Annotated in this window: 23 protein-coding genes and 1 tRNA gene; 13 read left to right on the top strand and 11 right to left on the bottom strand. The window is 64.4% G+C overall.

The window, feature by feature from the left end:
• The first annotated feature begins 152 nt into the window (after positions 1-152).
• Complete coding sequence (locus IW256_RS05535; protein WP_197009924.1) at positions 153-413, top strand: hypothetical protein; 261 nt, start codon at positions 153-155, stop codon at positions 411-413.
• Here IW256_RS05535 and IW256_RS05540 read toward each other — a convergent pair.
• Entirely contained in the window at positions 410-1,630 is a 1,221-nt protein-coding gene (locus IW256_RS05540) for a hypothetical protein (RefSeq protein ID WP_197009925.1), read from the bottom strand. The genes IW256_RS05535 and IW256_RS05540 overlap by 4 nt on opposite strands.
• 801 nt (positions 1,631-2,431) lie before the next feature.
• A complete protein-coding gene (locus IW256_RS05545) occupies positions 2,432-2,788 on the bottom strand; it encodes a hypothetical protein (protein ID WP_197009926.1) in 357 nt (118 codons plus the stop codon).
• A 1,671-nt stretch (positions 2,789-4,459) separates the two neighbouring features.
• Here IW256_RS05545 and IW256_RS05550 point away from each other — a divergent pair.
• Positions 4,460-4,520 (top strand) — tRNA-OTHER (locus IW256_RS05550).
• Positions 4,521-4,582: 62 nt separating this feature from the next.
• On the opposite strand, the gene IW256_RS05555 is transcribed toward IW256_RS05550, so the two are convergent.
• Positions 4,583-4,906, bottom strand: a complete 324-nt coding sequence (locus IW256_RS05555) for a site-specific integrase (protein ID WP_197009927.1) — start codon at positions 4,904-4,906, stop codon at positions 4,583-4,585.
• 152 nt (positions 4,907-5,058) lie between these two features.
• Positions 5,059-5,868, bottom strand: coding sequence for a Scr1 family TA system antitoxin-like transcriptional regulator (locus IW256_RS05560; RefSeq protein ID WP_197009928.1), 810 nt, complete (start codon positions 5,866-5,868; stop codon positions 5,059-5,061).
• Between the two features lie 356 nt (positions 5,869-6,224).
• On the opposite strand from IW256_RS05560, the gene IW256_RS05565 reads away from it, so the two are divergent.
• A complete protein-coding gene (locus IW256_RS05565; RefSeq protein WP_197009929.1) occupies positions 6,225-6,548 on the top strand; it encodes a hypothetical protein in 324 nt (107 codons plus the stop codon).
• Between the two features lie 57 nt (positions 6,549-6,605).
• Positions 6,606-7,262, top strand: a complete 657-nt coding sequence (locus IW256_RS05570; protein WP_231404352.1) for a serine/threonine-protein kinase — start codon at positions 6,606-6,608, stop codon at positions 7,260-7,262.
• A gap of 668 nt (positions 7,263-7,930) precedes the next feature.
• Here IW256_RS05570 and IW256_RS05575 read toward each other — a convergent pair.
• Entirely contained in the window at positions 7,931-8,140 is a 210-nt protein-coding gene (locus tag IW256_RS05575) for a hypothetical protein (RefSeq protein WP_197009931.1), read from the bottom strand.
• 277 nt (positions 8,141-8,417) lie between these two features.
• On the opposite strand from IW256_RS05575, the gene IW256_RS05580 reads away from it, so the two are divergent.
• Entirely contained in the window at positions 8,418-8,750 is a 333-nt protein-coding gene (locus IW256_RS05580; protein WP_197009932.1) for a hypothetical protein, read from the top strand.
• 60 nt (positions 8,751-8,810) lie between these two features.
• Here IW256_RS05580 and IW256_RS05585 read toward each other — a convergent pair.
• Positions 8,811-9,985 (bottom strand): IS3 family transposase gene (locus IW256_RS05585; RefSeq protein WP_197009933.1). Its coding sequence is split into 2 segments (ribosomal slippage): positions 8,811-9,208 and positions 9,208-9,985, totalling 1,176 coding nucleotides; the frame shifts between segments, so codons are not numbered across the junction.
• An 88-nt stretch (positions 9,986-10,073) separates the two neighbouring features.
• Between IW256_RS05585 and IW256_RS05590 the strand changes: the two genes are divergently transcribed.
• Positions 10,074-10,544 carry an SDR family NAD(P)-dependent oxidoreductase gene (locus IW256_RS05590; RefSeq protein WP_197009934.1) on the top strand — a complete coding sequence of 157 codons (471 nt, stop codon included), beginning with the start codon at positions 10,074-10,076 and terminating at the stop codon, positions 10,542-10,544.
• A gap of 199 nt (positions 10,545-10,743) precedes the next feature.
• On the opposite strand, the gene IW256_RS05595 is transcribed toward IW256_RS05590, so the two are convergent.
• From IW256_RS05595 to IW256_RS05615, 5 genes are all read right to left on the bottom strand, one after another.
• Positions 10,744-11,388: a hypothetical protein gene (locus IW256_RS05595; RefSeq protein ID WP_197009935.1), complete on the bottom strand. Its 645-nt coding sequence runs from the start codon at positions 11,386-11,388 to the stop codon at positions 10,744-10,746.
• Between the two features lie 458 nt (positions 11,389-11,846).
• Complete coding sequence (locus IW256_RS05600; RefSeq protein WP_307828744.1) at positions 11,847-13,085, bottom strand: NAD(P)/FAD-dependent oxidoreductase; 1,239 nt, start codon at positions 13,083-13,085, stop codon at positions 11,847-11,849.
• A 202-nt stretch (positions 13,086-13,287) separates the two neighbouring features.
• Positions 13,288-14,709 (bottom strand): NAD-dependent succinate-semialdehyde dehydrogenase, encoded by a 1,422-nt coding sequence (locus IW256_RS05605; protein ID WP_197016111.1) that lies wholly within the window; start codon positions 14,707-14,709, stop codon positions 13,288-13,290.
• Between the two features lie 143 nt (positions 14,710-14,852).
• Entirely contained in the window at positions 14,853-16,496 is a 1,644-nt protein-coding gene (locus tag IW256_RS05610) for a purine-cytosine permease family protein (RefSeq protein WP_197009936.1), read from the bottom strand.
• A gap of 358 nt (positions 16,497-16,854) precedes the next feature.
• A complete protein-coding gene (locus IW256_RS05615; protein WP_197009937.1) occupies positions 16,855-17,217 on the bottom strand; it encodes an ATP-binding protein in 363 nt (120 codons plus the stop codon).
• Between the two features lie 1,173 nt (positions 17,218-18,390).
• On the opposite strand from IW256_RS05615, the gene IW256_RS05625 reads away from it, so the two are divergent.
• From IW256_RS05625 to IW256_RS05655, 7 genes are all read left to right on the top strand, one after another.
• The gene (locus IW256_RS05625; RefSeq protein ID WP_197009939.1) at positions 18,391-20,427 is read left to right on the top strand and encodes a hydantoinase/oxoprolinase family protein; all 2,037 of its coding nucleotides are present in this window, start codon (positions 18,391-18,393) and stop codon (positions 20,425-20,427) included.
• A 32-nt stretch (positions 20,428-20,459) separates the two neighbouring features.
• Positions 20,460-22,433: a hydantoinase B/oxoprolinase family protein gene (locus tag IW256_RS05630; RefSeq protein ID WP_197009940.1), complete on the top strand. Its 1,974-nt coding sequence runs from the start codon at positions 20,460-20,462 to the stop codon at positions 22,431-22,433.
• A 75-nt stretch (positions 22,434-22,508) separates the two neighbouring features.
• Positions 22,509-23,984, top strand: a complete 1,476-nt coding sequence (locus IW256_RS05635; protein WP_197009941.1) for a YHS domain-containing protein — start codon at positions 22,509-22,511, stop codon at positions 23,982-23,984.
• A gap of 83 nt (positions 23,985-24,067) precedes the next feature.
• Complete coding sequence (locus IW256_RS05640) at positions 24,068-24,346, top strand: toluene-4-monooxygenase system B family protein (RefSeq protein ID WP_197009942.1); 279 nt, start codon at positions 24,068-24,070, stop codon at positions 24,344-24,346.
• A gap of 73 nt (positions 24,347-24,419) precedes the next feature.
• Positions 24,420-24,773, top strand: coding sequence for a Rieske 2Fe-2S domain-containing protein (locus IW256_RS05645; RefSeq protein WP_269217911.1), 354 nt, complete (start codon positions 24,420-24,422; stop codon positions 24,771-24,773).
• Between the two features lie 46 nt (positions 24,774-24,819).
• On the top strand, positions 24,820-25,128 hold the full coding sequence (locus IW256_RS05650; protein WP_197009944.1) for an MmoB/DmpM family protein: 309 nt from the start codon (positions 24,820-24,822) through the stop codon (positions 25,126-25,128).
• Positions 25,129-25,160: 32 nt separating this feature from the next.
• Positions 25,161-26,177 carry an aromatic/alkene monooxygenase hydroxylase subunit beta gene (locus IW256_RS05655; RefSeq protein WP_197009945.1) on the top strand — a complete coding sequence of 339 codons (1,017 nt, stop codon included), beginning with the start codon at positions 25,161-25,163 and terminating at the stop codon, positions 26,175-26,177.
• Positions 26,178-26,347: the final 170 nt, after the last annotated feature.

The raw sequence follows: 26,347 nt of genomic DNA on the forward strand, positions 1-26,347 counted from the left end.
TTATGCGATCTCCAGCGGCACACGTCGGGAGTTGAGCAGGATGGTGAAAGGCCATCCGCGCCAATTATTCGCATCCAGGTGGTACGACATGAAGCGGCTTACCGCTCGATTATTAGGCGTCGAGTCGGCCCGGGTGCATGCATACTTACCCTATGAACTCGCTTCCCGGAGAGAGCGAAGCGCCAAAGCGCTTGCAGCAGAAAGCCGTAGGTGCCTTAAAGTCGATCCGCGATGCTGAAGAAACGCGACGGGGAGCGATCTACAAACTAACCCTGGATGTGGACGACGTGCCGGTGGCGCCCCTCTCCATTATGCGCTCACACGAATCGGCCTTGCGCCACATGGGCATGGCGAGGAAGTCGCAGTTAATGTCGCAGGGTATGAAGAATTCTGCAATGCAGGAAATGCCCTAGCCAGACAATTCACTCTTGACGGTTGAAACGAACGAAAGAACGGCCTCTTGGTGCATCACTTCTGACGTTTTCTCTATTGAGGCAACCCAAGGTTCGCCGCGCAGATACGCACGGGACAGAATATTTTTCATCTCCTCCATATCCTCCAAAAGAGCGGCCTTCCTAAAAGCATGATGGGCCTTGAGGGCACTCGTATCCCAACCGGATACTTGCTGCTCGATCTTGCGAATGCCGTGAAGCTTCTTGGTGGCAAGCCACTCAAAACAGCGCACCTGAAGCTTTATATCAAGCTCCATGTCATCATTCTTTAGCATCCTAGCCATTTTCTCGACCGTGGACCATTGATTCAGCTCCATCAACTCATCAAAGTACAGGAGTGATATTCCACTGATGGCGAGCTGAGGCAAGCTCGTTTCCACTTTGGGCAAGAATCTGGAAGTTATCAAATTTCCCAGGCAAATAATCTGCCCTAGCGCTGCCTGCAAATATTCTTCATCAATTGACAGCAGGGCGCCCACAGGCATCGATCTGTCAACTTTGTGGTGATACGACGGATTAACCTTGCCCCCCGTATGCACATAGGCGTGACGTCGCTCGAAAATCTCTATGACCTTATCCCAATCGACACAGAGATTCTTGAAAGAAACACCTTGCTCATCGAACCATTTTTCCCATGACGTCAAACCACCTCTCAAGATGTTCTCAACTCGCTTAGTGAGTGCCGATTCGATCACAATTTTTAGATCACCGGCGGCAATCAGTTCAGCAAGACTAAACTCCTTTTCCTGAATAGCGGCGTGATGCGGGCTTTTGCGCATGAAACTTTCCACGAGGGCGCCGATCAGAGTTTCAAAAGCGCTTATCGTCACCATCAAGGCGGCCCGGTGCATCAAGGATGTAGGGTCGGGACGTAGACTGATTTGCCTCATCGTAAGACCGAAGTTGGCTTCTGAGGATACTTTGTGAACGAGTTGCTCCAACTCTTTCTGCAAGTCTGCCGATACCGTGCCTGCGTCTTTAGCTCTGCTCACCCAAGACTGAAAATCTTCGGCCATCTTTCCCCGGAATGCCTTTTCAAGTGCAGTCATTCGCCACTTGTTGTCCGCCGCGGCTAGACTTGCGTGAGCCGATTTCGGAATCAAATAATAAAGCGAGATTAGAGTTTCATTGAAGTTAAACAAGACTTCAATGGACTTGCTGGCGTCTTCGTTGTCCATGGCCCCTATATAGCCTTCTGTGTTAGCAGATCTCTACTACACCCGTTACGGGTGATGCCTGTCTAGCATCTTGCGGGTGATGACTGTCCAGCATCCGACGGTAGTTGCTCGTGTGCCTTCCAGCCCCGAAACTCCGGCAAACGGCCACCTTTGGCCGCTGCTAGGGGGCGCATGGCATGTTGGTGGGGGGCGTGAGGGAGCGTGACCACGGTTGCCAGGACTGACCCTTGTATCGTCGCCGCAGAATCCACAGAATTCCTGTCAGGGCCGACCAGCCATGTTTCCCCTCGGTCACCTCTCGCCCTTCGCGCGAGAGCGAGTAGCGCGCCTCTGCGGAAGACCTCCAAAGGGCGGGAAGGAGAGGGAAACCGTCCAGCTCAGCACGTACTCGGCGGGCAATTAGTCGACAACTAGCCAGGGTGATCTAGGGGCACTCATGGTCACTCTCAGCAGGCATGGAGGCACGCGCTTCGTCGGCGGGGCACAGTCGAACAGGAGCGGCTAGCGTTGGCACGGCCCATCGAGTACGATGCCGATCCGTTCGAAGGCGAGCTGTACGAGCTGGCGGCCGACCCGCACACCTTGGGCTTGGACCAGGCTCAGCGGTGCAAGGCCGGGCAGTACGAACGACGCGTACAACGGTTGAAAGCCCGAGGTCAGCACAGCCAAGGTTGGCGACAACGCTGACGACAACAGCCCCATACACCGGGCACCAGCGGCAGCCTTGAGACACCGTCTACCTCGGCGTACATCCCGCGAGCAGGGTGGTTGCTACTTCTGAAAAGCGGAAGGTCGGCCGACTCAGAGTTCGGATTCCTCGGGTCCGAGCAGGGTGCAGGCTCCTTCGAGTTCGCCTGAGGTGATGAGGTGGCGTACGACCTCCACGATGGCCGGGATACCGGGTCGGTGGACGATGATCAGGTCTTCGCATGAGAAGTAGGCGCCGTTGAGGCATTCGCCGGTGCTCTGGTGACGCCGCATCACAGCGGTGATGGCGTCTAGGGTCATGAACGTCCCGTAGTACCGGGTGCCGTCCGGGAGGGTGATCGTCCCTTCGGCTTCCTCCTGGGTCTGCGGGTCGTGGCCCTCCCAGCGGGGAAGCAGAAGCTCGAACGTCGGCTCGACGATGCGGTAGAAGGGCCCATCGATTTGGATCACGGCTCATCCCTCCTGCCGCCTGTATGCGCGGCGATGCTAACGCCAGTGCTAACGACGAGCCTGGACGGCTGTGGATCATGCGGGACAAGGCTACGGCTCAACCGCAGCTCAGAGGACGGGCGGGGACGACCTCGGACGTTGCTGATCTTGCTACGAATCAGACGGTCAACGAGGCTGCATGAACCCTCGATTGGGGGACGTGCATCGACTGATCACCGGCATTTTCCCATGCCCCGGGGCGAATCCACCTGGTCAGGTTACATGTTCGTCGCCCTCGGACGATCGGTTACGAAGCGCCCGGCGGACGGCACGCCAGGCTTGAACCACCTCAATGACCTTAAGTAAGATTTCCCTAAGCATAATCAAGATCAGCGTCATCAAGCCGGCGGCGCTCAGAACGGCGAGTGTGGCCTCATTCCAGCTCACGCTTTGAACCCCCGAAGCGTGAGCTGCGCCCCCTCCAGGTGCACGACGGTGCTCGTGGAGGCACGAACCTGGGTAGCTCCCGTCAAACCGATCGGAGTTCCGGCGAGTGCGGCTGCAACGTCTTCTTCGAAGGGGAAGTGATTCCACTCAAGCAACCACATGTTTTCAGTTCCCCAGAGGCGCCGCTCTTCAGAATGCGGCCCTCGCTCCGTGAGGCTTCCAGGGCGGTTTAGTGGATCGTAGAACCAGTTGCCCAAGGCCCAGGCGCTACCGGAGCGCGCCGCGATCCTGCAGACGAGGCCCGCTATGAGGCGCTCGGCTGCTTCGCTAATTTCGGGAAGTTCGTCTAGCCAATCGCGTTCTTGCGCGCTCAGCGGTTGGCTAAGCGGCTGGAAGTCGGTTGACCTGCGGTTGATGTCTGGCGGCCATCGTCCGTCGCGCTCCCCGGTGACGATAAGTTCAGCGCCCGTCGGAAGATGGCGTGTTATGTAAGTGTCCGATCCGCGGAGGCCTTCTAGCCTCAACCCAGGTAGGCAGTGGTGACTGCCTTTGCGCGGCAGAAGGTAAGACACAACATTGTGTGGTACGTCAGAAATGAGGACAAGGCGGTTGTAGCGCGGCGAGACGATGATGCTGTAGGCGACGAGCGATGAGAGTCCCCAGCGTGCAGGCGGGTAAGTTCTATCGACGCCGTAAGTGTTGAAGATCGCTATTGCGAGGAGGGCGCGAAGTCGTCGTTGTGCCGGAGTGCAGGTATCAATTCCGTGGGAACCGTCTCGTGCCACCCCAGCTTGGGCAGACTTCCGATGCTCGCCCAGGCACTCGACCCTGGTTTGGACACTGTCGCGCTTGGCTTTAGGCATGATCAGACCTCAGCGCCTCCCGGCAAGCGCTCAGCTGATGACACACCAATGCCCAACATTCAATAGCTGCGAAGCTGAGTGCACCACACCCATTCAGCAGCAACTTCGGGTGCCGGGCCTGAAGTCAAGTGCTGCCCACCGACTCTCCGCGAGCCAGCCTACGGCTACTCTACCCGACGGGGCCGAGTCCTGAGGGCGATTGCTCGCGCTCGGCTTTCGATGCGCGGGCTACCCTGAGCTCTGGATCAGCTCGCCCTTGGGTATGCGGGTGTTGTTGCCGGTCAACGGTCTGCTGTACAGCACGGAAATACAGCAACGACCGCTTACGTTGGCTCACACGAGCTACCGATGGCACACGTCATAAGCTGCGCGCGGGCGTGACGGGGCTGGAGTGCCGGTAGTTCGCATCGAGGGGGTCAGGGGTTCAAATCCCCTCAGCTCCACTTCGGACCTGGGACCAGTGTGGTCGCGGCTTTGGCCGCCTCCTGCTGGTCCTTCGTCATTTCTATCGGGGGCCCCGGCCCCCGATGCCAAAGGCCGGTCCCCGTCGCGGGAACCGGAACACCAGCCCGAGATCCGGCCAAGGCTCCTCGGCCCTATCCCGCGCCGCCGCCTGGTCCTTCTCCCGCTCACTGAGCGCGGTGACGCAGATGTCCGGCAGAGGGAGGACGGCGTCCGAGGATTCGGTCCTGGTCTCGCGGTGCAGGAGTTGACCCCGGATGTGCTGGATCTGCCAGCCCACCGTCAACTCGGCCTTGTCCAGGTCGACGTCATCCCAGCGCAGCCCGAGCATCTCCCCACGCCGCAGGCCCAGGACGAGAATGAGCACGAACGCCGGCTAGAGCGGATCCCGCCGCTTGCGGGCCAACTTGCGGGCCTCGTCGACCGACCAGGGCTTGACCTTGCGGCGCCGAGGCTTGGGCACGCGCAGGAGCCCGGCCACGATGACGCAGCGTATGAGAGCGGGTCTATTCAATACGTTCAGTGAATAGACTCCAGGACCTCATCCAGATCATCAGCGGCCCGCTTCACCAGATCCCGAGCCCGATCGCCGAACACCGCCGCCCGCTCGAACCCCTCGAAGACCTCCGCGTAAGCACGCACCTCTTCGGCATCGGTCAAGGTCAGCTCACGGGTGAACGTCTCCACCGTCACCGCCGCCTCGTCGTACACCGTGAACCCGTGCAGCGGCACCGCAACCCACCCCAAGAGCACCGAACCAGGCAATACCCCCAGCCGTACGTTCGGGCGCTCAGAGGCCGTCAGCAGGTAAGCGAGTTGTCCGCTCATGCACTTACCCGAACCCGGCCATGTCCGGAGCACCGCCTCAGCCAGCACGAACGTGAACCGCCGATCCCCATCCACCAGGACAGCGGCCCGATCAGCCTCAGCACCGGCCCTCTTGCCGGCCGCCGCCCCGTACTCGGCCGTCCGCAGCAACTCCGGGACCACCGTCGACTCAAACACCCGCAGGGCCCGAGCGGCACGCCCCAACTCGACACCGGCACCCGGCCGGAACGACACCCCGGCATCCACACGCCGAGGCACCGACTCCGCATACGCCTCGTTCACCAGTCCGCCCAGCCGGTCGACCTCAGCCGCGTCAAGGCCCAGAGCGCCGAACAGCCGCAAGACCACACCGGGATCGGACACCCGCCGCCCCGTCTCCACCCGAGACACCGTCGGCTGAGGAACCCCCGCCCTGGAAGCCAGCCCCACACCGGACAACCCCGCAGCCGTCCGCAACCGCCGCAACTCCCGGCCGATCTCCCGCAGCCGCTCCTCACCCATAACCGAGCGTTCTACCACCCACCGGCAGCCGAGGCCGCCCACACCGCCAAGACCAGCACAGACACCCGCGTCAACAAGAAGTCCCGGAGTACCCGATGAGAACTTTCTCTACGGTTTCAAGGGCGCGCTACGCGGTCGCCGGCGGCCGCCAGCCCGGCGTGCCGGGCGTGCGGCCTGTCCCGTCCGGTCCCGCCGCACCGGACCGGGCAACCGCTTGTTCTACTTGACTCGTCCTCACATGTGGGCAAGGTTGCTGTCCCAGGATCGTTAGCCGAGAGTGTGCAACATCCTTAATCAAGCCAACTAGGCTACTACCGGCAGAGAGGGTTTCAGTGGAAGTGACACACCCTGTGGTGGTGGCAGCAGAATCCTCAAGGAACTTCGCGCCTTTGCTTTATGCTGTGGTTGTCCTTGGGCTGCTCGGTTGGTTCGCGATCTTCTCGCAACGAGCTTTCCGGCGAGCGCGTCGGCGGATGGCGCAGGCAAGCTCAGAACGGCAGACGACAGAAGCTCTCACCGGGGCGGCATTACAGCCGGAGTTGCCCACACCAGCGACCGTGACCATGCAGGAATCCGGTGCCGCCACCTTGTCGACGGACCGGTTCACACCGCTGGAAGAACTCGGCCGCGGCGGCATGGGTGTGGTCTGGCGGGCCAGGGACAACGTGCTGGGACGGTAGGTGGCGATCAAACAGCTCCTCCCGCCGCCTGGAGGGTCTTGCGACGCGCGGGTAACCATGCAGGCTCGCCTGCTACGCGAGGCCAGGGCAGCCGCGCAACTCGCCCACAGGAACGCTGTGACCGTTTATGACGTCCTCGCGGACCAGGGCTCGGTTCTCATCGTGATGGAATTGGTCAAGGCGACGACGCTCAGCAAGATGGTGGAGTCCGAGGGGCCGCTGCCTTCCGCGCGGGTTGCCGCGATGGGCCTTGACATGCTCGACGTGCTGACGGAAGCACATGAGCTCGGGATCATTCATCGCGACGTCAAGCCTGCGAATGTCCTTGTCCAGAGAGATGGGTCGATAAAGCTTCTCGATTTCGGTATTGCCCGGCTGGAAGGTGATCCAACACTTACCGAGGCGGGTGCCATCATCGGTACCCCTGCCTACATGGCACCAGAGCAGATCCGGGGTCTTGAGAGCACACCTGCCACCGATTTGTGGGGACTCGGTGTCACACTCTTCTATGCTGTTGAAGGGCTGCCTGCTTTTGGCAGGCCAAGCCCGACGGCGGCAATGGCCGCCGTTCTGACCGAACCACCTCTCACCCCGCAACGCGCAGGGGCGCCGCTAGGCTCCTTGCTGATGAGTTTGCTCGCGAGGAACCCAACGGACAGGCCCGCAGCAATACAGTTCCGTTCCGAACTATCACATCTCGCTCAGAGTCTCTGACGCATTACTAGCCTATTCCAAGGCATCCCCATCCCCCGCTTTACTGGTCAAAGCCGAGCTTGATGGAGGCTCCCTGCATGGGGCGAGTACTGGCCAGCCCGGTTGCAGCGCGCGTGAAGGGTAAGGCTCGCGACCATAGCCCCCGCGGGCCGGAGGGCACGCCCGCGCGAATCCGTTTGTCACACCGTCTCACTGTTCGCGCGGGCGCACCCTCCGGGATTGGCGTGCGTGCTAACGGTGGTGCTGAAAACGAGGTCGAATGACCTTGGACGAGTGTGGGACGGGCGGAAGGTCGCCGCGCTGCTCAGAGGACCTGCGGGGCCAACCCTGGACGCCCTGATGTTGCTTGTAATGAATCGCTCCATATCTGAGCCCTACGATCGCCACAGCGTGGCTGAGGTGGGGTGTATGGCTGGGGCGATCGCTGCCGCGCGGCTTCCGGTGCTCGGGCCGTGGCCGGCCCTGCGCTCCAGGTCCGCTTGCCCTCGGATGATCCGGGTGCTGTGCCGTTCCGAGCAGGCCGAGGACGAGCAGCTCAGCGGCTACGGCGGCGTGCAACTAGGGGCGGTGATTCAGGGGTAATCACGGTCACTCGTGGGAGGGCTGGAGGGCAGGTCAGCGGTCCAGAGAGGCATGATCGGTTTGTTTCCCAACCTGGAGGTACGGGTTTAGTCATCGTCCTTGATCCTCGTACGGACATACGTGATGAGGTGATCTGGACACGTGGCGATCGACTCTCTGTTTGGGTAGACGATCGTGAACTCCGCATCACGCTCGCAGACCTCAGAGCCTCCCTGTGCACAGTTGCGCGCCCGGCTCTTCTCTGCCCTCGGTGTGTAGTGGTCGGCGCTCCACCCCTTGACTTCGATCTGTGCCATATTGCGTCCTTCAGCTGGTTGGCCGCTTCGAGCCACACGGTAGACCGCGTCGACTGAAGAACGTGAGGCCTGGTGAATGTCACCGTGCCGAGTACCGGCCGATGTTCGGGGCCGCTCGATGTATCCGCAGGTCAGGTGCGTTAAACGGTAGGGCTGTAAATTCGCTGACCCGCTGCTCCGAGCCGATCGGCTCTGTGCTGTCCATCTTTGCCGGCCAAGGTTCGTCAGGTCCGCGGAGTAGGTTCGGGGGACCTGCCGTCGGAGAGGGTCTGTGCTGATGAGTGTTGTCGACCGTGCAGAGCTGGTTTCAGTGCTCGTGAAGGCTTTGCGGGCCGATCCGTGTGAGCCCTTAAGGCTGGAGTACGGTCCCCAGGTCGATTACGACCTACTGGTCGAGGCCATGCGCGAAGCCATGGACGCTGTCGGTCTCCACCAGGGCATCAGGGCGCGCTGCGATCCCACGAATCCATCGTCGACCACGTACCTGGAGATCGACGTGCGCGGCCAGACTGTGGTCTCTGTTCGAGTGCGCGAGCTTGGGCGGCCACCGATCCCTAGGAAGGTCATCCGTGCCTACGAGCAGGCACACGGCATGTCCGACTCTGACTGAGAGACCAGCCCACTCCTGAGCTTCCCCCGGTTCCACGGACAGCTTGATGTTGCCCCGGTTTCACGGACTCGCCGGTGAGGAGGTCGGGCTCGACGGGTGGGTGGTTTCGAACTGTATCGGGCTCATGTAATCCAGGGCGGAGTGGCGTCGGTGGCGGTTGTAGAACCCTTCGATGTACTCGAAGATCGCGTTGGCGAGTTCGACGCGGGTTCTCCAGCGTTGCCGGTCCAGGAGTTCGGTCTGCATGCGTGCCCAGAACGACTCGGCCACGGCATTGTCGTAGGGGTCGCCGACGGTTCCCAGGGAGGGCGGCAGCCCTGCCCGCCGTGCGCGTTCGGTGAAGGTCCATGAGGTGAACTGGGTGCCGTGATCTGCGTGGATGATCCCATCAGGGATCTGTCCGGCACTGCCGCGGGAATCGATCGCCATGCCCAGCGCCGAGGCCGCCAGGTCGGCCCGTGCCGCGAATCGATGGCCCAGCCGACCACACGGCGGGAGAAGGCGTCCAGAACCACGCAGCAGTAGAGCTTGCCCTCCCGGGTGGGATGCTCGGTGATATCGGTAACCCACAGCTGGTTCGGTCCTTCACGGTGGAAGTTGCGTTTTACCAGGTCGGTGACCGTCGCCGATGCGAGAACCCGCTTGGCTCGACGACGCAGGGGCAGCCCCGCCAAGCCGGCTCGCCGCATCAGCACCGCCACCGTCTTGCGTGAGACGACCACGCCCTGGCCCTGGACGAGCTCGGCGCGCACTCGAGGCGATCCATAGGTCTGTCGTGAGGCCTGATGGATGGCCGTGATCTGATCGGTCAGCCACGCCTGGCGGATCACGCGCGCCGAGGGCGGGCGAGTGCGGGCGTCGTAGAAGCCCGACCGGGACACGCCGAGCGCGAGACAGGCCTGCTTGACCGGGACGCCCTCAACGGCCAGCTCGGCCACCAGAGCGAAGCGGGCTTTTGGGGGCACCACCTGCTCGACCGCCGCGGCGGCCTTCCTCAGAATCTTGACCTCGTTCTCCAGCTCAGCGATCCGTGCCCGGGCCTGAGCCAGGGCGACAGACTCGGCCTCTGCGGGACTGGGTGGCTTCAGACCACGGTCGATCAGGTCCTGCCGTTTCCATCGGTGCAGGCACGACTCCGCGATACCCAGGGACGCGGCCACGTCCCGCACCGATCGTCCCGACTCCAGCAGATCCAGGGCACGCCGACGAAAAACCGGCGGATAAGGCTTGGGCACGAGAACGATCTCCTATACAAGATCGCCGAACCCTACCTCTCTCAACCTCCATGGCCGCTAAACGGGGGCAACATCAGTCGGTGCGTTCGTGACGCTGGACCAGACCACCGCGGAGCACTTCGACCAGACCTTCGCGGTCAACGTCCGAGGCACGCTGTTCACCGTGCAGAAGGCGTTGCCGCTGCTCAACGACGGAGCCTCGATCGTCCTGGTCGGTTCGACCGCCGGCGACCGTGGAGTAGAGGCGTTCGGCGCGTACGCGGCGTCGAAGGCGGCCGTCCGGTCCTTCGCACGGACGTGGTCCAACGAGCTCAAGGCCCGTGGCATCCGGGTCAACGTGGTCTCGCCGGCATGGATCGAGACTCCCGGGGGCACCGCCGCTTTCGGCGACGAGGAGACCGCTCGTGCCGTCAAGGAGAATGTCGCCGCGACCGTGGCCAGGGGCCGCATGGGTCAGCCTGAGGAGGCCGCCGCAGTTGTGGCCTTCCTGGCCTCGGAACAGAGCAGCTACGTCGTCGGCGCGAACTTCTACGTTGACGGAGGCGCGAACCAGATCTGAGCAGGCACCACAGGGTGGGTGGCATCTGAAGCGTCTCAGGTTCTACGCCGCTGCTAGGCAACGTGCACTGTGCCGCAGGAGGGCATTGGCGTTGAAGACCCGGTCGGCCAGCCAGTTCGCCGTGTACTTCACGGCGATCAAGACCCACATCGTGCAGCTGGGGCCGTCGTTATGAAGACCACGGGTCGTTTGGTCGGTGTCATTCGCCCGAGCCGTCGACCATTTCGGCTACGTCATTCAAGTTGTCCAGCTCAGTTTCTTTCGACTTCCAGAAGCGCCGCAGCGGACCGCAGAGGTACCACACCAGGAAGCCGGCCGCCGCCCACATGAAACCAGCCATCGGCACGTTGCCTTTGTAGAGCGCGACAATCCCGCCGATGGTCAGGCCCAGCGCTGTCGGCACCAGGAGAAGGAGGATGAGTACGACATAGAAGCGCAGCATGCTGGACACGGTGCTGTCGGCGGTGGACTTCACCGCCCGCCAGACTTCCCCGTGATCCGTTCGCGTGGGAAGTGGAGCGGAGTCGGTGTCTTGCGTGCCGCTGTCCCGGGAAGCGTAATGTGGCGAAGGGTTCTCGGACGGCTCGTGCGGCCGTGGGGGATTCGTCGGCGACCGGCGCGCAGAGTCAGGCCGAGCGGGCGGGTCCGGCTGGTCAGTGCTCTGCACCTGCGGGGGGTTGATCTTTCCTAGAAGGGCCTGGAAGCCCTTCCAGGTGAAGGCCGCGGCGCCGAACCACAGCGCGAGCTGTCCAAACGTGTCCGGCCACAAGAACCAGGCCACTAGGCCACAGATCCCGGCCAGCCCAAAGAGGGCAAGGCCGAGAGCGATCCGTTCCTTCCGCACGTCGCCCCCTCAAGCCCGGTTTCCTATTGAGATGCGTGGTGGTTGCTCATGGTTCAGAGGGGATGGACGGTGAGTGAACGGTCCCCTGCGCGGTCAGGTGTTCGCGCCGCGCTTGTGGGCATCGACCCCAGGCCGGCCGCGGACGGCTCGGCGGTTGCCCAAGACGCCCGCTGTGCATGGTCGGGCGAGCCTCGCTGGCGCGCCGCTTCCGGTCTTCGGGCCGCAAGTGGTCCTGCGGTCCGGGTCTGCTTGTCCTCGGACAACGCGGGTGGGGCAACGGTGACGACGGCGACCAGGGACGGCCACTAGCGTACGTCCACCGCCGTCTACCTTGGTGGATGCTGGGGGAGCAGGGGTGTCCGTTGACCCCGTGGACGGCCGGCTCGACTGCGCACTTGCGAGCGGTATGAGCTTCGGTGCGTTATTGCCGCGTCGCCCGATTCTTTCGGAAATGCCTATTAGGTCCCCGTCCGAGATTTCCGGGGCCTCTCGGTTGCGGCGGTGATGGTTTCCCGGATGGTGTTGAGGGGCACCGGAGCGCGCAGTGCCTTCCGGCAGGTGATTACCGCGCGGGGCCAGTTGACGGCGACCGCACCGGCGAACTTCCCGGTGGAGTGAGAATAAAGGACCGCGAAGCTGTGGTCCGGATCGGCGCCGGGGAGGATGACATGGGGCAGGCTTCCTCCGGTGCGGCCGACCAGCTGGATCTGCCAATCGTACTGATCAGTCCACACATACTCGATCGGTTCGTGCGCCCGGGGATCGTTCGGGTGCGTGATGTTGTGTGCGACGCAATCGGCCTGCTCGACGGCATTGGTCCAGTGTTCAGCGCGGACGAGCCTGCGGTGGCGGGGATGGAACCAGCGAGCGACGTCACCCACGGCGTGAATGTTCGGCGCGCCGCGCGCCCGGGAGTACTGGTCGCACACGACGCCGTCCGCGATGGTCAGTCCGGAGCCGCGAAGCCAGCCGTCGTTCGGAACCGCCCCGATACCCACGACCACCGTGGCCGCGGGGAGACCTGTTCCGTCGTCCAGCTTGACGATGAGCCCGCCGTCGACGGACTCGACACCCGTGACGGCGGTCCCGAACCGGGTGGTCACCCCGCGGTCGGTATGCAGGCGGCCGAAGCGTTGGGCGACCGCGGGATTCAGCACGCGGCTGAGTGGGACGCGCATCGGGTCGACGAGCGTCACATCGGCGAGCCCTACGGTGGTCGCGGTGGCGGCGATCTCGGCACCGATGAAACCGGCACCGATGATGACCAGCGGCCCGCCTCGGTCCAGGTCCTCGCGCAGTGCGAGGGCGTCGTCGAGAGTCCGCAGCATGTGCAGGCCAGGCGGGGCGCCCCACGGTGAGGGACGTGGCCGGGCACCGGTGGCGATGACGAGTTCGTCGAAGCCCAGGCGTCGGCCGTCGGCCAGTTCGACTGAACGGCCGGCCGGGTCCACAGCGGTCGCGGGGGTTCCCAGTTCTAGCCGTATTCCCGCGGCGCTCGCCGCCTCCCTGTCGAGCAGCGTCAGGTCCTCCCGCGTCGCCGTTCCTATGAGGAAGGCCTTTGACAGTGGCGGCCTGTCGTAGGGCAGGTGGTCCTCGGCGCCCACGAGCACGATCTCGCCCGCGTACCCGGCCGAACGCAACGCCTTGGCGGTGCGTACACCACCCACCGAGGTACCGACGATGACGACAGTCGACACGCTCACTCCCCGTCACCAGCCTTGGCGGCTCGCTCCCAGAGGCCGCCGGCGCATCGAGAACCGTTCGTCTCCCATCCCGCACCTGCCCCGCGCCCCGGTGAGCGTCCACCGCCAGGACGGCCGCACCAACAGCACCGCCGCCTCTCTGGCCAGACCGTCCGCGACGCCCCTGTCATCCCTGGCCTCACCTGGTAGAACGTGTTCACACGGTGGCGCTGATCGAGGCGTACTTGGTCTCGAGGTACTCCTGAATGCCGATCTCGCTGCCCTCACGGCCCAGGCCGGACTGCTTCGCACCGCCGAACGGTGCCGAGGCGTCGGAGACATGTCCTCGGTTCACCCCGACCATGCCGCACTCCATCGCCTCGATGGCTCGGATGGCGCGATTCAGGTCCCGGGTGTAGACGTAGCCGGCCAGACCGGACTCCGTGGCATTGGCCAGGGCGAGGCCCTCCTGCTCGTTCGAGAACCGATAGACCGTGGCGACGGGGCCGAAGATCTCCTGTCGTGCGATCTCCGCGGAGGGCGGGACCCGGTCGAGCAGGACCGGCTTGAGGAACGCGTCTCCGGGGCCGGCCGCGTCGTGGTGGACGACAGGCTCGGCGCCATGGGAGACGGCGTCGTCGACCAGCCCGACCGCTCGATCCCGCTGCCGTTCGTTGATCAGCGGCCCGAGTGTCGATCGGGGGTCGTCCCCCGGGCCGACGATCTGGGCGCGTAGCCGCTCGGCCAGTCCATCGATGAACTCCGACGCGATCGAGTCGGCGACGATGAAGCGATTCGCCGCGACACAGGACTGCCCGCCATTGCGAAGCTTCGCCGCGACCGCGCCCTCGATGGCCGCGTCGACGTCGGCATCGCGAAAGACGATGAAGGGTGCGTTGCCGCCCAGTTCCATGGAGGTCCGGAGTACGCCGGGTGCGGCCAACGTCAGCAGCCTGCGGCCCACTTCAGTGGATCCCGTGAAGGATAGCTTGCGCATCCGCGGGTCGCGCAGAATCGCCTCGACGACAGGGCCGGGGCGTCCTGTGTTCAGCACGTTGACCACTCCGGCGGGGAGTCCCGCCTCAGCGAGGACGTGGGCGAATTTCAAAGCCGATAGTGGTGTCTCCTCGGCCGGTTTGAGGATGACCGTGCAGCCCGCCGCGAGCGCCGGCGCGACTTTCCGCGTGATCATCGCGAGGGGGAAATTCCATGGTGTCACCAGCAGGCACGGCCCCACCGGCTGACTCAGGGTGAGATGCCGGGACGAGCCGTCGGGGGCGGTGCGGAAGGTACCCGTGATGCGGACGGCCTCCTCCGAGTACCACCGCAGGAAGTCGGCCGCGTAGTTGACCTCGGCCCGCGACTCGGCCAAGGGCTTGCCCATCTCCATGGTGATGAGCGTTGCGAATTCCTCAGCCCTGTCGCGGACAGCCATGAAGGCCTCGTGCAACAGCGCGGCCCGCCGTCGGGGCGACGTCGCCGACCAGTGCGGGAAAGCGGCCGTCGCCGCATCCAGAACATCCGTGGCGTCCTCGACGTCGGCGTCCGCTACGGTCGCGATGACTTCCCCGGTCGCGGGGTTGAGGACGGGGAGGCTCGCATTCGCGCGGGCCTCGCGCCACTCGCCACCGACGAACATCCCGGTCGGCGGGCAGGCGAATCCGGAAGTTCGCTGGCCAACGGTGTCAATTCCTTGCTGCATCGGACGTCCTTCGGTAGCCCTGTGTGGTGGTTGCTGACTGCCGGCGCGGCGGGCGGTTCCGCACGCCCGCGACTGGGTTTTCAGTCGGAGGCGACCAGATCCGCGTCGTTATGGGCGGCCGAGCTGGACCGAGCCTCGGCGTAGGAGGCGCGCAGGTAGGCGATGTCGTTGCTGCCGCATTCAGCGCAGATGGGGGCGTGATCGGGCGTCGAGGGGTTGCGGTCCATCTCCTGAGCGATGTAGTGCCGGTCGCATGAGGCGCACAGAACCCTGGCCTCCCAGGGGTTCTCGACCTCGGAACGTGGGTCGAACGGGCGGCGGAGCACGACGTGGCGCTCTCCGGTGGCGAGGCGGCCGATCGCGTACATGACCGCCGCCAGCAGGAACGTGATCGGCGCAGACCAGGTCGCACCGAACGAGCCGGCCGCCTGAACCAGGGTGATGCCTGCCGCCGCCGCGACGAGCCAGGAAACGAGTCCGACGGCGTTGAACGCGGGAATCCGGCCGGGCCTGAACTCGAAGTCCTCGGCGGCACGTCGGTCACGCCGGGCGAACGCGAGGTACACCAGCGCGATCGCGACCCACGCCACCACGAAGACACCCTGCCACTGCAGGGACTTGAGCAGGTACGAGATCGGATTGGTGAGCATGAGCCCGAACGCGGCGATGCCGACGATGACGACCCACACGCGCCGCGAAAGGTGAATCTTCATCGCTCGGGCGAAGAAGCTCTCGGCATTGATGCTCGCGAGGTAATAGTTGGCCGTGTTGATCCTGGTCTGGCTGATCCACACCAGCCCGACCCCGAAGACACCCGCGAGTTTTACGATGCCCTCGACCGCGGAGAGCTCACTGAGCGGAGTATTGGTCACCAGCGTATGTGCCAGGTAGATTCCGACGACCGCGTTGACGACGAGGGTCAGGATGTAGAAGAGGGGGCCGAAGGTGAGCCGCTGGTGGTACCGAGAGTCGCTCGTCTTGGCCAGCCGCGCGTAGTCCCAGGTGAACGGGATCATGATCCAGACGCCCATGTAGGTCGTGAAGGCGAAGAACCATCCGGGCGCATGGAGGTTCACGTCGGTCACCGGGCCGGCGGTGAGCCAGTCATTGGAATAGCCATGGCGGGCCACCGCCCAGACCACGACCACGATGAGTCCGATGTAGTAGAAGGGCAGGAGTACCCCGTTGATCTTGTCGAGCCATTTCCGCACCCCGCCGATGACGAGAGGGATGCTGTAGGCGGCGACAATGAAGTACCACAGCTGGATGGAGCCCACTCCGCTGTACTGGTGCAGTACGGCTGCGATGACGGATCCCTCGAAGACGCCGTAGTAGAGGGCGGTCGCTCCGATGATCAGTGGCGCTATCACCGATCCCAGATAGCCGAAGAGGCAGCGTGAGAACAGGGCGCTCGAGATTCCGGTGCGTGCGGCGTAGCGGCTGATCAGTCCGCCGATCACGCTGTACGCGATCACCGAGAGTCCGAGTCCGATCAGGGTGTCCACCGTGCCCGCGACGAGGGCCACGGTGGCTCCGACGATGAGCCAGAACATCGCGCTCGCGAACGCGTACCAGGCCATGAGCAGCGAGACCCGGCCCGAGCGCCACGTGAAAGGCGCGACATGCAGTGCGTAGTCCTCTGTCGCGGCGCTACGCACGACCTCCGGATCATCGTGTTCGATGATCTGGAGCGGTCTGTTTCTGGCGGTAAGGCGTTCGCTCATTGCCATCTCCTTGGGGGGTATTGTTAAGTCGTGAGAAGTAGGCCGATGCGTCTTTCGCGCCCCTGGCGAGTGCGAGCACGCAGCGGCGTATGGGACCGGCGTGATCCGATGGGCCCCGCCCTTTTACTCCTCGCTTTGGCTTGACCTGAGGGGGCGGACGAGTATCGGTGCTGCTCCGCAGAAGTTCGTGGAGGGACGGGTCGTGAGGCTGTCGGGACGGCGGGCGCCGGTGCGGTCCAGGCGTTCTCGCTGCCGCCGTTTACCAGGGGCATGTTGTCGTCGCTGCCAAGGTCGCCCGAACATCCTCTGGGCTGCGGTGAATCGGCAGCTTGGTTCCGGTCGAGCGTGGAGAAGGCACTCAGGACTCGGCGTGACTCTTAATCCATGTCGAGGGCCCAGCGGAAGATCGATGGCAGGGATGGGTATCGCTGACCGCGATGCCCACGTGGCCGGCCTGGAGGGTGAGCCGGATCTCCTGAGCTCCGCCGGCCCCTGCCGCGTTTTTCTCGGCATTGGTGACAAGTTCGGAGGCGATGAGCAGGGCATCGTCGATCAGTTCAGAGGCCACACCCCAGCGAAGAAGGGTTTCGTGGGTATGTCGGCAGGCGGCGGCTACCGGTCGGGCCATCCCGGTGAGATCGAGTCGACTGGTCCGTGACCCGGTGACACAGCTCGTGTACGTCTGGCCGGCCGCCCGGTTCGCGGCGTCGTATTGGCTCATGATGTGTCCCTTAGATCACCGGGTGGACGGGTTCCCGCGGTGGCAATGCATGCCGACACGCCTCTCGCTGACGTTCGTTCGAGTGAACGTTCAGTCGACGCTGAACGGACGTGGTGATCGCTGCACGATCAGATGCGAGGAGTGAAATTCATTCCGCTGATCGTCGCCGGCACCTTTGCCAGGCGGGGTGCTTCTCCGTGCTCACCCAGAACGCAGACGTCCGTGAAGGTACCGCCGACATCGACCGCGACTCGCAATGTCATCCAACACCTCCTGCACCTCGGTGTACGGACCAGGGCCTCTGCCCTGGGTAGTGCCCGGTCCGGGGCGTAACCCCTGGTCGTTGCCCTAGATACTCGTCCGGCCCCTAGAGGCAAGCAATAGTGAGGAGTGAGAGAACGGGGTGGTCGGATTGTGCGGGTCTCCGACCGGCGGATCCCGTCGCCGCGGGCTCGCCGGTAGGCGACCGTCCGGTGATTGCTCGTTGGATGAGGCGGGGTGAGCTTCACCCGGGGTGACTGGTTCCTGATGAGTTGCGGCGGTGCCAGTTGGGCGTACTACCTGCACCGACCCGCCGGCAGTGAGGCGGACGGCGCCTGGCCGACCAACGGGAGGCGTTGGCGGCGATCGCCTTGCCGACCATCAGCCGCACCTGGCGACACCCCCGGCCTTCGGTGCGTCCTGGCTGACGGTGCACCCGCCGCTTAGCTGAGTGGACCCGCGGCGAGGGGCTTGGCCAAGCTTCACCGGATCGTGCTGGACGAACGTGGTGCGGCCGAAAAACCTCGGCTGGTCGCGCTGTGCGGGGATGCCGTTGCCCGGGGCCGGCGCTTGAACGCGCAGGTGAGCACTGCCTGAAGAGGAAAGCCGGGCAGCAGGGCCGACCGATGCGTCGGTCAAGCCGGCACCTCCGGACGCGTCTCGCCACACCTGCTGCGCCGTGGCCGCCTCCACGGCCGCCATGGCCGGGCCTGCGCGCACGACGATCACGAATCCGCAGCCGGCGTGTGGGAGACCCGCACAATCCGATCGCCCTGTTCTCTCACTCCTCACTATTGCTTGTCTCTAGGGGCCGGACGAGTATCTAGGGCAACGACCAGGGGTTACGCCCCGGACCGGGCACTACCCAGGGCAGAGGCCCTGGGCCGTACACCGAGGTGCAGGAGGTGTTGGATGACATTGCGAGTCGCGGTCGATGTCGGCGGTACCTTCACGGACGTCTGCGTTCTGGGTGAGCACGGGGAAGCACCTCGCGTGGCCAAGGTGCCGACGACGGCCGGATCCCCGATCGATGGTGTGATGCGTGGTATCGCCCAGGCCGGTGCGGATCTGGTCGACACCTGGTTCTTCTGCCACGGCACGACCGTCGCCACCAACGCGCTGCTCAACCGGACGTTTCCTCGGGCAGCTCTCGTCACGACACGCGGATTTCGCGACGTGATCGAGATCAGAAGGGGGACGAAGGAGGATCTGTGGGACGCCTACGAGGACGTCGCCCCTCCCTACATCCCGCGCCGCGACCGGCTGGTCGTCACCGAACGCGTCGACGCGACCGGACGGGTGATCCAGCCGCTGGACATGCGCGAAGCCCAGGAACTGGTCGACACACTCCGGCGCAGGCAGGTGCAGACGGTCGCCGTCTGCTTCGTCAACTCCTACGTCAACCCGGTACATGAGATCGCGATGCAGGAGTTCCTGCGCGCGGAACTGCCCGACGTCGTGGTCTCGATCTCCAGCGCCGTACTGGACGAGATCCTTGAACATGAGCGCTTCTCGACCACCGTGGCGAACGCCCTGCTGTCGCCGTTGATCGGCCACTACGCGACGTGCCTGGAGCAGAGGCTGGCGGAATCCGGCTATGCCGGCAGGCTTCATCTGATGCACGGCGGCGGAGGCGTGATGACGACTCAGGCCGCGCAAAAGCACGCCGCGCGGCTCGCGTCCTCCGGCCTGGCGGCAGGTGCGGTGGCGAGCAAACATATCGCGCTCGCGTGCGGCTATGAGAACTCACTGGGGCTGGACGTGGGTGGCACCAGCGCCGACATATCCATCGTGTCCGGTGGAGAATTGAACATCACACGGAATTGGTCGGTGGATTTTGGACACCCGATCTGCTTTCCGAACCTTGAGGTACTGACCATCGGAGCCGGGGGCGGCTCGATGGCGTGGGTCGACGATGGCGGGGCGCTGCGCGTCGGCCCGCAATCGGCCGGCGCAGATCCCGGTCCTGCCTGTTACGGACTCGGCGGCACGGCGGCGACCACCACCGACGCCCAGCTCGTCCTGGGGCAGATCGACACCTCGCTGGCCGCGGGGTCGCAGCTCCTCGACCTCGAACTCGCCAGGCGGGCGGTGCGGCGGATCGCCCGGGAACTCAACAGCTCACTCGAGGATGCCGCGGTCGGCATCCTGCGTGTCGCGTCGGCGAATTTGGCCGACGCTCTGAAGATCGTGTCAATTCGCCGGGGACAGGATCCACGCGATCTCGCGCTTGTCGCCTTCGGTGGAGCCGGCCCCATGCACGCGGTCCACCTGGCCCGCGAGCTGTCCCTCCCCGCGGTCGTGGTCCCACCACACCCGGGGGTCACCTCGGCGTTCGGATGCCTGCTCGTCGACATCCGGCACGACTTCAGTGCCATGTTCATCCGGAACGCGTATGCGGCCGACCCGTACGAGATCGAATCGACGTTCCTGAGGTTGGAGTCGCACGCCCGCAGGAGCCTCCTCGATGACGGCGTCGAGACCGAACGCATCAGCATGCAGCGGTTCATCGAAATGCGATACCGCGGGCAGTCACGCTCGATGCCCATCGCCGTGGACCAGTCGGTCCGGGCGATCGATGGGCTGGTCGAGAAGTTCCACATCCAACACCGGAGGGAATTCGGGTTCAGTCGTGATCTCGCCGATGTCGACCTCTTCCAACTTTCGGTATCGGCTCTGGGCATCATCGACAAACCGCGGATCGGCGTGTCGAGCCGTGGAAATGGGAGGCCGATCGAACCGGTGGGGCGGCGGATGGTCAGGTTCATCGAACCGCGAGACTGGCTGGAGACACCGGTGTACGACCGGTCCGATCTCTACCCCGACGCCACGGTCACGGGCCCCGCGGTCATCGCCCAGCCCGATTCGACGACGCTGATCCCTCCGGACTGGACGGCGATCGTCGACCAGATGGAGAACCTGCGCATCTCCATGAACGTGGAGGGGTAGGCAACATGGTAGATCAGCGGGCACTACTGCGGATGATAGAGGACGACCAGGCGGAGACCCTCGACCCGGTGACCGCCGAAGTCCTGCGGAACGCCTTCATGACCGCCGTCGACCTCATGGCCGAGCAGTTGCTGCGCACCTGCCACTCCTTCGTGATACACGCACGTGACTTCTCCGGCGGGCTGTGCGACGCAGACGGCGACACCGTCGCCCAGGGCAGCCGAGACGTCGCCGTGCAGGTGGGAACGTTGCACTTCGCTGCGAAAGCGGTACTCAACGCGTTTCGCGGAGACATCTATGAGGGCGATGTGTTCATCCTCAACGACCCGTACTGCGGCGGCACCCACTTCAACGACGTCAGGGTGTTGCGGCCGATTTTCAGTGACGGTGCGCTGATCGCCGTCGCCCAGTGCAACGGCCACTGGGCCGATGTCGGCGGTGCTGCCACCGGCTCGTTCGATCCCAGCGCGACGGAACATTTCGGAGAGGGACTCCGGATCACCCCGGTTCGGATCTGGTCGCGTGGGCGCTACCTGGCGGACGTCGGACGGCTCATCGCGTCGAATACGCGATCACCAGAGGACGCAGAAGGGGATCTGCGCGCGCAGGCCGAGGCGACCCGGGTCTGTGAGCGCGAGGTCCACCGGCTCATCGAGCGCTACGGCCAGAGGACGGTCGTCGCGGCGTTCGGCGAGTCTCAGGCCTACGTTGAACGCGTCGTACGCCGGCGGTTGTCGGAGCTTTCCGATGGGGTGTGGGAAGCAGAGGACTACATCGATAACGACCCGAGCAGGAGCGAAGGTCTGGTACCGATCAAGGTGCGGATGCGGATCTCCGGAGACGGTGTCCACTACGACCTCAGCGGATCACATCCCGCCATCGGGAGTTTTCTCAACTCGGCCTTCGGTGGCAGCTACTCGGCCGTGATCGCCGGGACCAAGACCTTCTTCCCCGACGTGCCGCTCAACTCCGGTTTCTATCGGGCCATCACGGTCGACTTCGGCCCGCGTGGAACGGTGGTCAACGCCTCCTGGCCCAGCGCGGTCACCGGATTCTACGCGGGACCGTACGAGAAGATCGTGAACGCCATCTTCCAGATCTGGTCCCAGATCATGCCCGAACGCGCGATCGCCACGTCGTTCAATCTCGAGTACGTGTTGCTCGGCGGTAGAGATGTGCGCCATCACGGGCAGGAACAATTCATGTACTACGACTGGATGGCCGGCGGCTGGGGTGGGCGCAACGGAAAAGACGGATCGAACGCCACGGCGTCGATCTTCGGAGTCGGTCACGTCCTGCAGTCGACCGAGATGCAGGAAATCACCTCCCCCATAGTGACCCGCACCTGTGAATTGAAGACCGACTCGGGCGGGCCGGGCGAATTTCGTGGCGGGCTCGGGATGGTGAAGGAGGTGATCCTCACCGACTGCGAGGGAGCGATCCTGTCGTACTGCTCCGATCGCGCCAAATCGATGATCATCGGAACCCTTGGCGGGTCGCCCAGCTGCCCGCATGGCCTATGGATCAACCCGGGTTCCGTCGGCGAACGCTACCTGGGATCCCTGGCGTCCCGGGTGCCGGTGGTCCCCGGCGATTCGCTGGAGCGGCCGTCGGCCGGCGGTGGTGGATACGGCGATCCTCTCCGGCGGGCTCCACGGTCCGTCCGTGAGGACGTCATCGACGGCTACGTCTCGATCAACCGGGCCCGCAAGGACTACGGCGTGGTGGTGACCCGCGACGCTGGCGACCCGGACCTGTACAGGGTCGACGAAGTCGCCACCGCTGCCGAGCGCCGGAAACTGCGGGCGACCCGGGTGAGTCTCCTGGAGACCGACCCCGTGCACGTCGCCCAGCGATACAAGGACGGCGAGCTGACGGCTTACGACCTTGTCCGCCAATACGGCGTCATCGTTGATTGGGGCTCGGGCGAGCTTCTCCCTGAAACCACAAAGAAGTATCGCGCGATACTGCATGAGCGCTGCTGCTCGCATTGGATCGGCGAGTAGCGGTACGGCATCGACCATTCATGGTTGCCATCCCCGGCGTGCTGCGCACGGGAAAATCGAGAGGAGCGATTTCACATGGCGCTACTGGAACGATCAAGCTGGTACGACATCGCCCGCGACACGAACTGGACGCCGCGGTACGTCGAGATGGACGAGCTTTTTCCGCCGGACCAGAGTGATCCCTACGGGATTCCGATCGAGCAGTGGGAGTCGTTCGACGAGCCCTACAAGGTCTCGTATCGCGAATACGTGAGCGTGCAGCGGGAGAAGGACGCGGGCGCCTACTCGGTCAAGGCCGCACTCGCTCGGTCCCGCTACTACGAGGACGCCGACCCCGCCTACCTCAGCATGCTCAAGCTGCACTACGGGGCGATCGCCCTGTCCGAGTACGCGGCGTGCCAGTCCGACGCCCGGATGACCCGCTTCTCGAAGGCGCCGGGAATGCGGAACATGGCGACGTTCGGCATGCTCGACGAGATGCGGCACGGGCAGATCCAGCTGTACTTCCCGCACCAGCTGGTGACCCTCGACCGCCAGTTCGACTGGGCTCATCAGGCACACCACAGCAAGAACTGGGCCGCGATTGCCGGCAGGCACGCGCTCGACGACGTGATGATGACCCGGGACGCGGTGACGACCTCGGTCATGCTCAACTTCGCGTTCGAGACCGGACTGACGAACATCCAGATGATCGGCCTGTCGGCGGACGCGGCCAACATGGGCGACTTCACGTTCTCCAACCTGATCACCAGCATCCAGTCCGACGAGGCACGGCACGCGCAGATCGGCACCCCGGTCCTCGACATCCTGATCAGGAACGGGAGAAAGGCCGAGGCGCAGCAGGCGGTCGACATCGCGTTCTGGCGCATCCACCGGCTCTTCGCGATCCTCACCGGCATCCCGATGGACTACTGGATCCCGCTCGACAAGCGCGACCGGTCCTTCAAGGAGTACATGACCGAGTTCGTCGGCGAACAGTTCGAACGCCAGCTGCTCGACCTCGGGCTGGAGCGCCCGTGGTACTGGGACATCTTCCTCGAGGACGTCGAGACCCATCACCACTGCCAGGCGGCGGCGACGTGGGCATGGCGCAACACGTTGTGGTGGAACCCGACGGGCAACGTCGGCCCCCGCGAGCGTGCCTGGCTGGAGAGCAAGTACCCCGGCTGGAACGACACGTTCGGACAGTACTGGGACGTGATCATCGAGAACATTCGCGCGGGACATCCCGAGAAGTCCGAGGCGATCGGGATGCCGGCCATTTGCAACATGTGCCAGATTCCGATCTCGAACAAGGGCGGAACGGTCTGGAAGGCCCGCGCGTACCAGCTGGACCACGAAGGCCGGCTGTACAGCTTCTGCAGCACCGTCTGCAAATGGATCTTCGAGCTCGAGCCCGACCGGTACAAGACGTTCAACACCATCGCCGACCGTATGTACAACGGAGAGATCTCCCCCAACACCCCGGAGAACATCCTCAAGTACATGGGCGCCGGTGTCATCAGCCCAGGCGGGACCGACGCACACGACCTGGCATGGGCGCACGCCTGACGACGCGCCCCGGCCGCGACCGGGCGTACGCGGGCCGAGGGCGGCACGACCGGTCGCTGTCCAAGAACGAGAGGAGACCCGAGATGTCGAAGCCCCTTGCGGTGATCGGACGGCTTCAGTACGACGCACACACCCGGATCATCGACGTCGAGAGCGGCTACACGATGGACCAGGTCGTGGAGGCATGCCTGGCCCCCGCGGTGGGTTACCAGACCCGCCACCCCAAGCCCGGTGCGACGCTTCTGGTGCGGCTGACCACCGACACCGACGACGCGGAGCCGTTCCCGCGGACGATGACGGTCGAGGAGGCCGGCCTTCGGCACTTCCAGCAGATCGACGTCTTCGTGGCGACGGACCAGTGAATCGCGCCAGGTCCGCCGACCTGTGCACGGAGGCCGGGTCGGCGGGCCGGCGCCCGGAAGGTGGTGGGCGCGGATGACATCGGCGCCGGAACCCGAGTTCCATGAGGTTTGCGTGGAAGACGACCTGTGGGCAGGAGAGATGCGACTCTGCTCGGTCGCCGGAGTCGAGGTACTGCTGCTCCGCACCGACGACGGTGACATCTGCGCCCTGCAAAGCAACTGCCCGCACCAGGAACATCCGCTTAGCAACGGCGAGTTCGACGGCACGATCTTGACCTGCGCGGCCCATCTCTGGGAGTTCGACGCGTTCTCGGGCCACAGCGTGAATCCCGACGACGCGGAACTCGCCCAGTATCCGGTCAAGGTCCACGACGGCAACGTGCTCGTGTCGGTCGAGGGAATCAAACCCAAGCATTCCCACGCCTGAGACGGTGACCGTCGAGCCTCGATTCGAGGCGAGAAAAGGAGAGAAGATGACCACCACACCGGTGCACGGCATGTCGAATCTCGCTGGACCCCTGCTTCGCGGCGGCGACATCTCGGTCGTAGCCGTCGAGGCGATCGAGCGGGACAACCCGGAGAAGGAGATCCGCGTCCACGACCACCGGACGTATGTCCGGGTCGAGGCGGAAGGGGGTCTGGTGATCCGGCGCCGAACGATGGAACAGCTGCTGGGCCGAGCATTCTCGATGCAGGAACTGGAGGTCAATCTGACCGGCTACTCCGGTCAGATCGAGACGCACGACGAATACATGCGCTGGTACTTCATGAAGCAGTCCTGACGCCCACCCCCCACCAGACCGAGGAGAAAATCATGAGCGATGCCAGCGACGTGTCCAGGCCTCTGAAGACGTGGAGTCACCTCGCCAAGAACCGACGTCGGCCGACCGAGTACGAGATCGTCTCCACCAAGCTGCTCTGGAGCACCGACGACGACGCTCCCTGGGCCATGGGGCCGGACGTACCGCTGAGCAAGTGGTACGTCAAATACCGTAATGAATCGCCCCTCAGGCATGCCGACTGGGACGGTTTCAGGGACCCTGACCAGATCGTCTACCGGACGTACAACATGATCCAGGACGGGCAGGAGGCGCATGTCGACGGCCTGCTCGATGACCACAGCAAGAACGAGCACGACAGCGGGCTGTCCGACGAGTGGGTCGCGCAGCTGGCGCGCCTCTACACGCCCGGCCGGTACCTGCTGCACACGGTCCAGATGTCGGCCGCCTACCTCGCGGCACTCGCGCCGTCGAGCACGATCGAGAACTGCTTCATCTTCGAGTCGGGCGACCAGCTGCGCTGGGTGTCGCGCGTCGCCTACCGGACGGCGGAGCTCGCCGCCACGCATCCCTCGATCGGGTTCGGCCGTCAGGAACGTGCCCGCTGGGAGGACGACGAGGCGTGGCAGGGGTTCCGCGAACTGATGGAGCGCGTCCTCGTCACGTGGGACTGGGCCGAGCAGTTCGTGGCGCTGAACCTCGTGGCCCGGCCCGCCATCGACGCGGCCATGTCGCGGGCCCTGTCGGCTGTCGCGCAGGAGAACGGGGACACGCTGCTCGCGTTGCTGTGCCGCGCCCAGCTCGTCGACAGCGATCGAACCCAGAAGTGGTCGCAGGCGCTCGTCGAGTACGCGCTGCGATCCGACGATCACGGAAGGGCGAACCGTGATCTGATCCGCGGTTGGCTCGACAAGTGGAGCGCGCTCGGCGATGCGGCCATCGACGCGTACTGCCAGGCATTGGTGCCCGGTAGCGACCTCGGCGCGGAGTCGAAGAGGGCGGTGGCGAGCGCCCGGGCCGCTCTGGTCCAGGATCCGGCTGCTGTCGGGTGATCCGGACACCGGACCGGTCTGTGAGGGAAGACTCGTGGAGACGTGCCCCCCACGCAGGAGTGTGGTGGCCATGTCACCAGGCCGGTCCGGTTCTCGCCTTCACGGCAGGGTCCCGTGGCCGCGTTCGGCGACCCGTCGGGCAGCGATAGGCCACCTGCCTGAAATCGGCA

The sequence above is a fragment of the Actinomadura viridis genome (assembly GCF_015751755.1).
In the GTDB taxonomy this organism is placed as follows: Bacteria; Actinomycetota; Actinomycetes; order Streptosporangiales; family Streptosporangiaceae; genus Spirillospora; species Spirillospora viridis.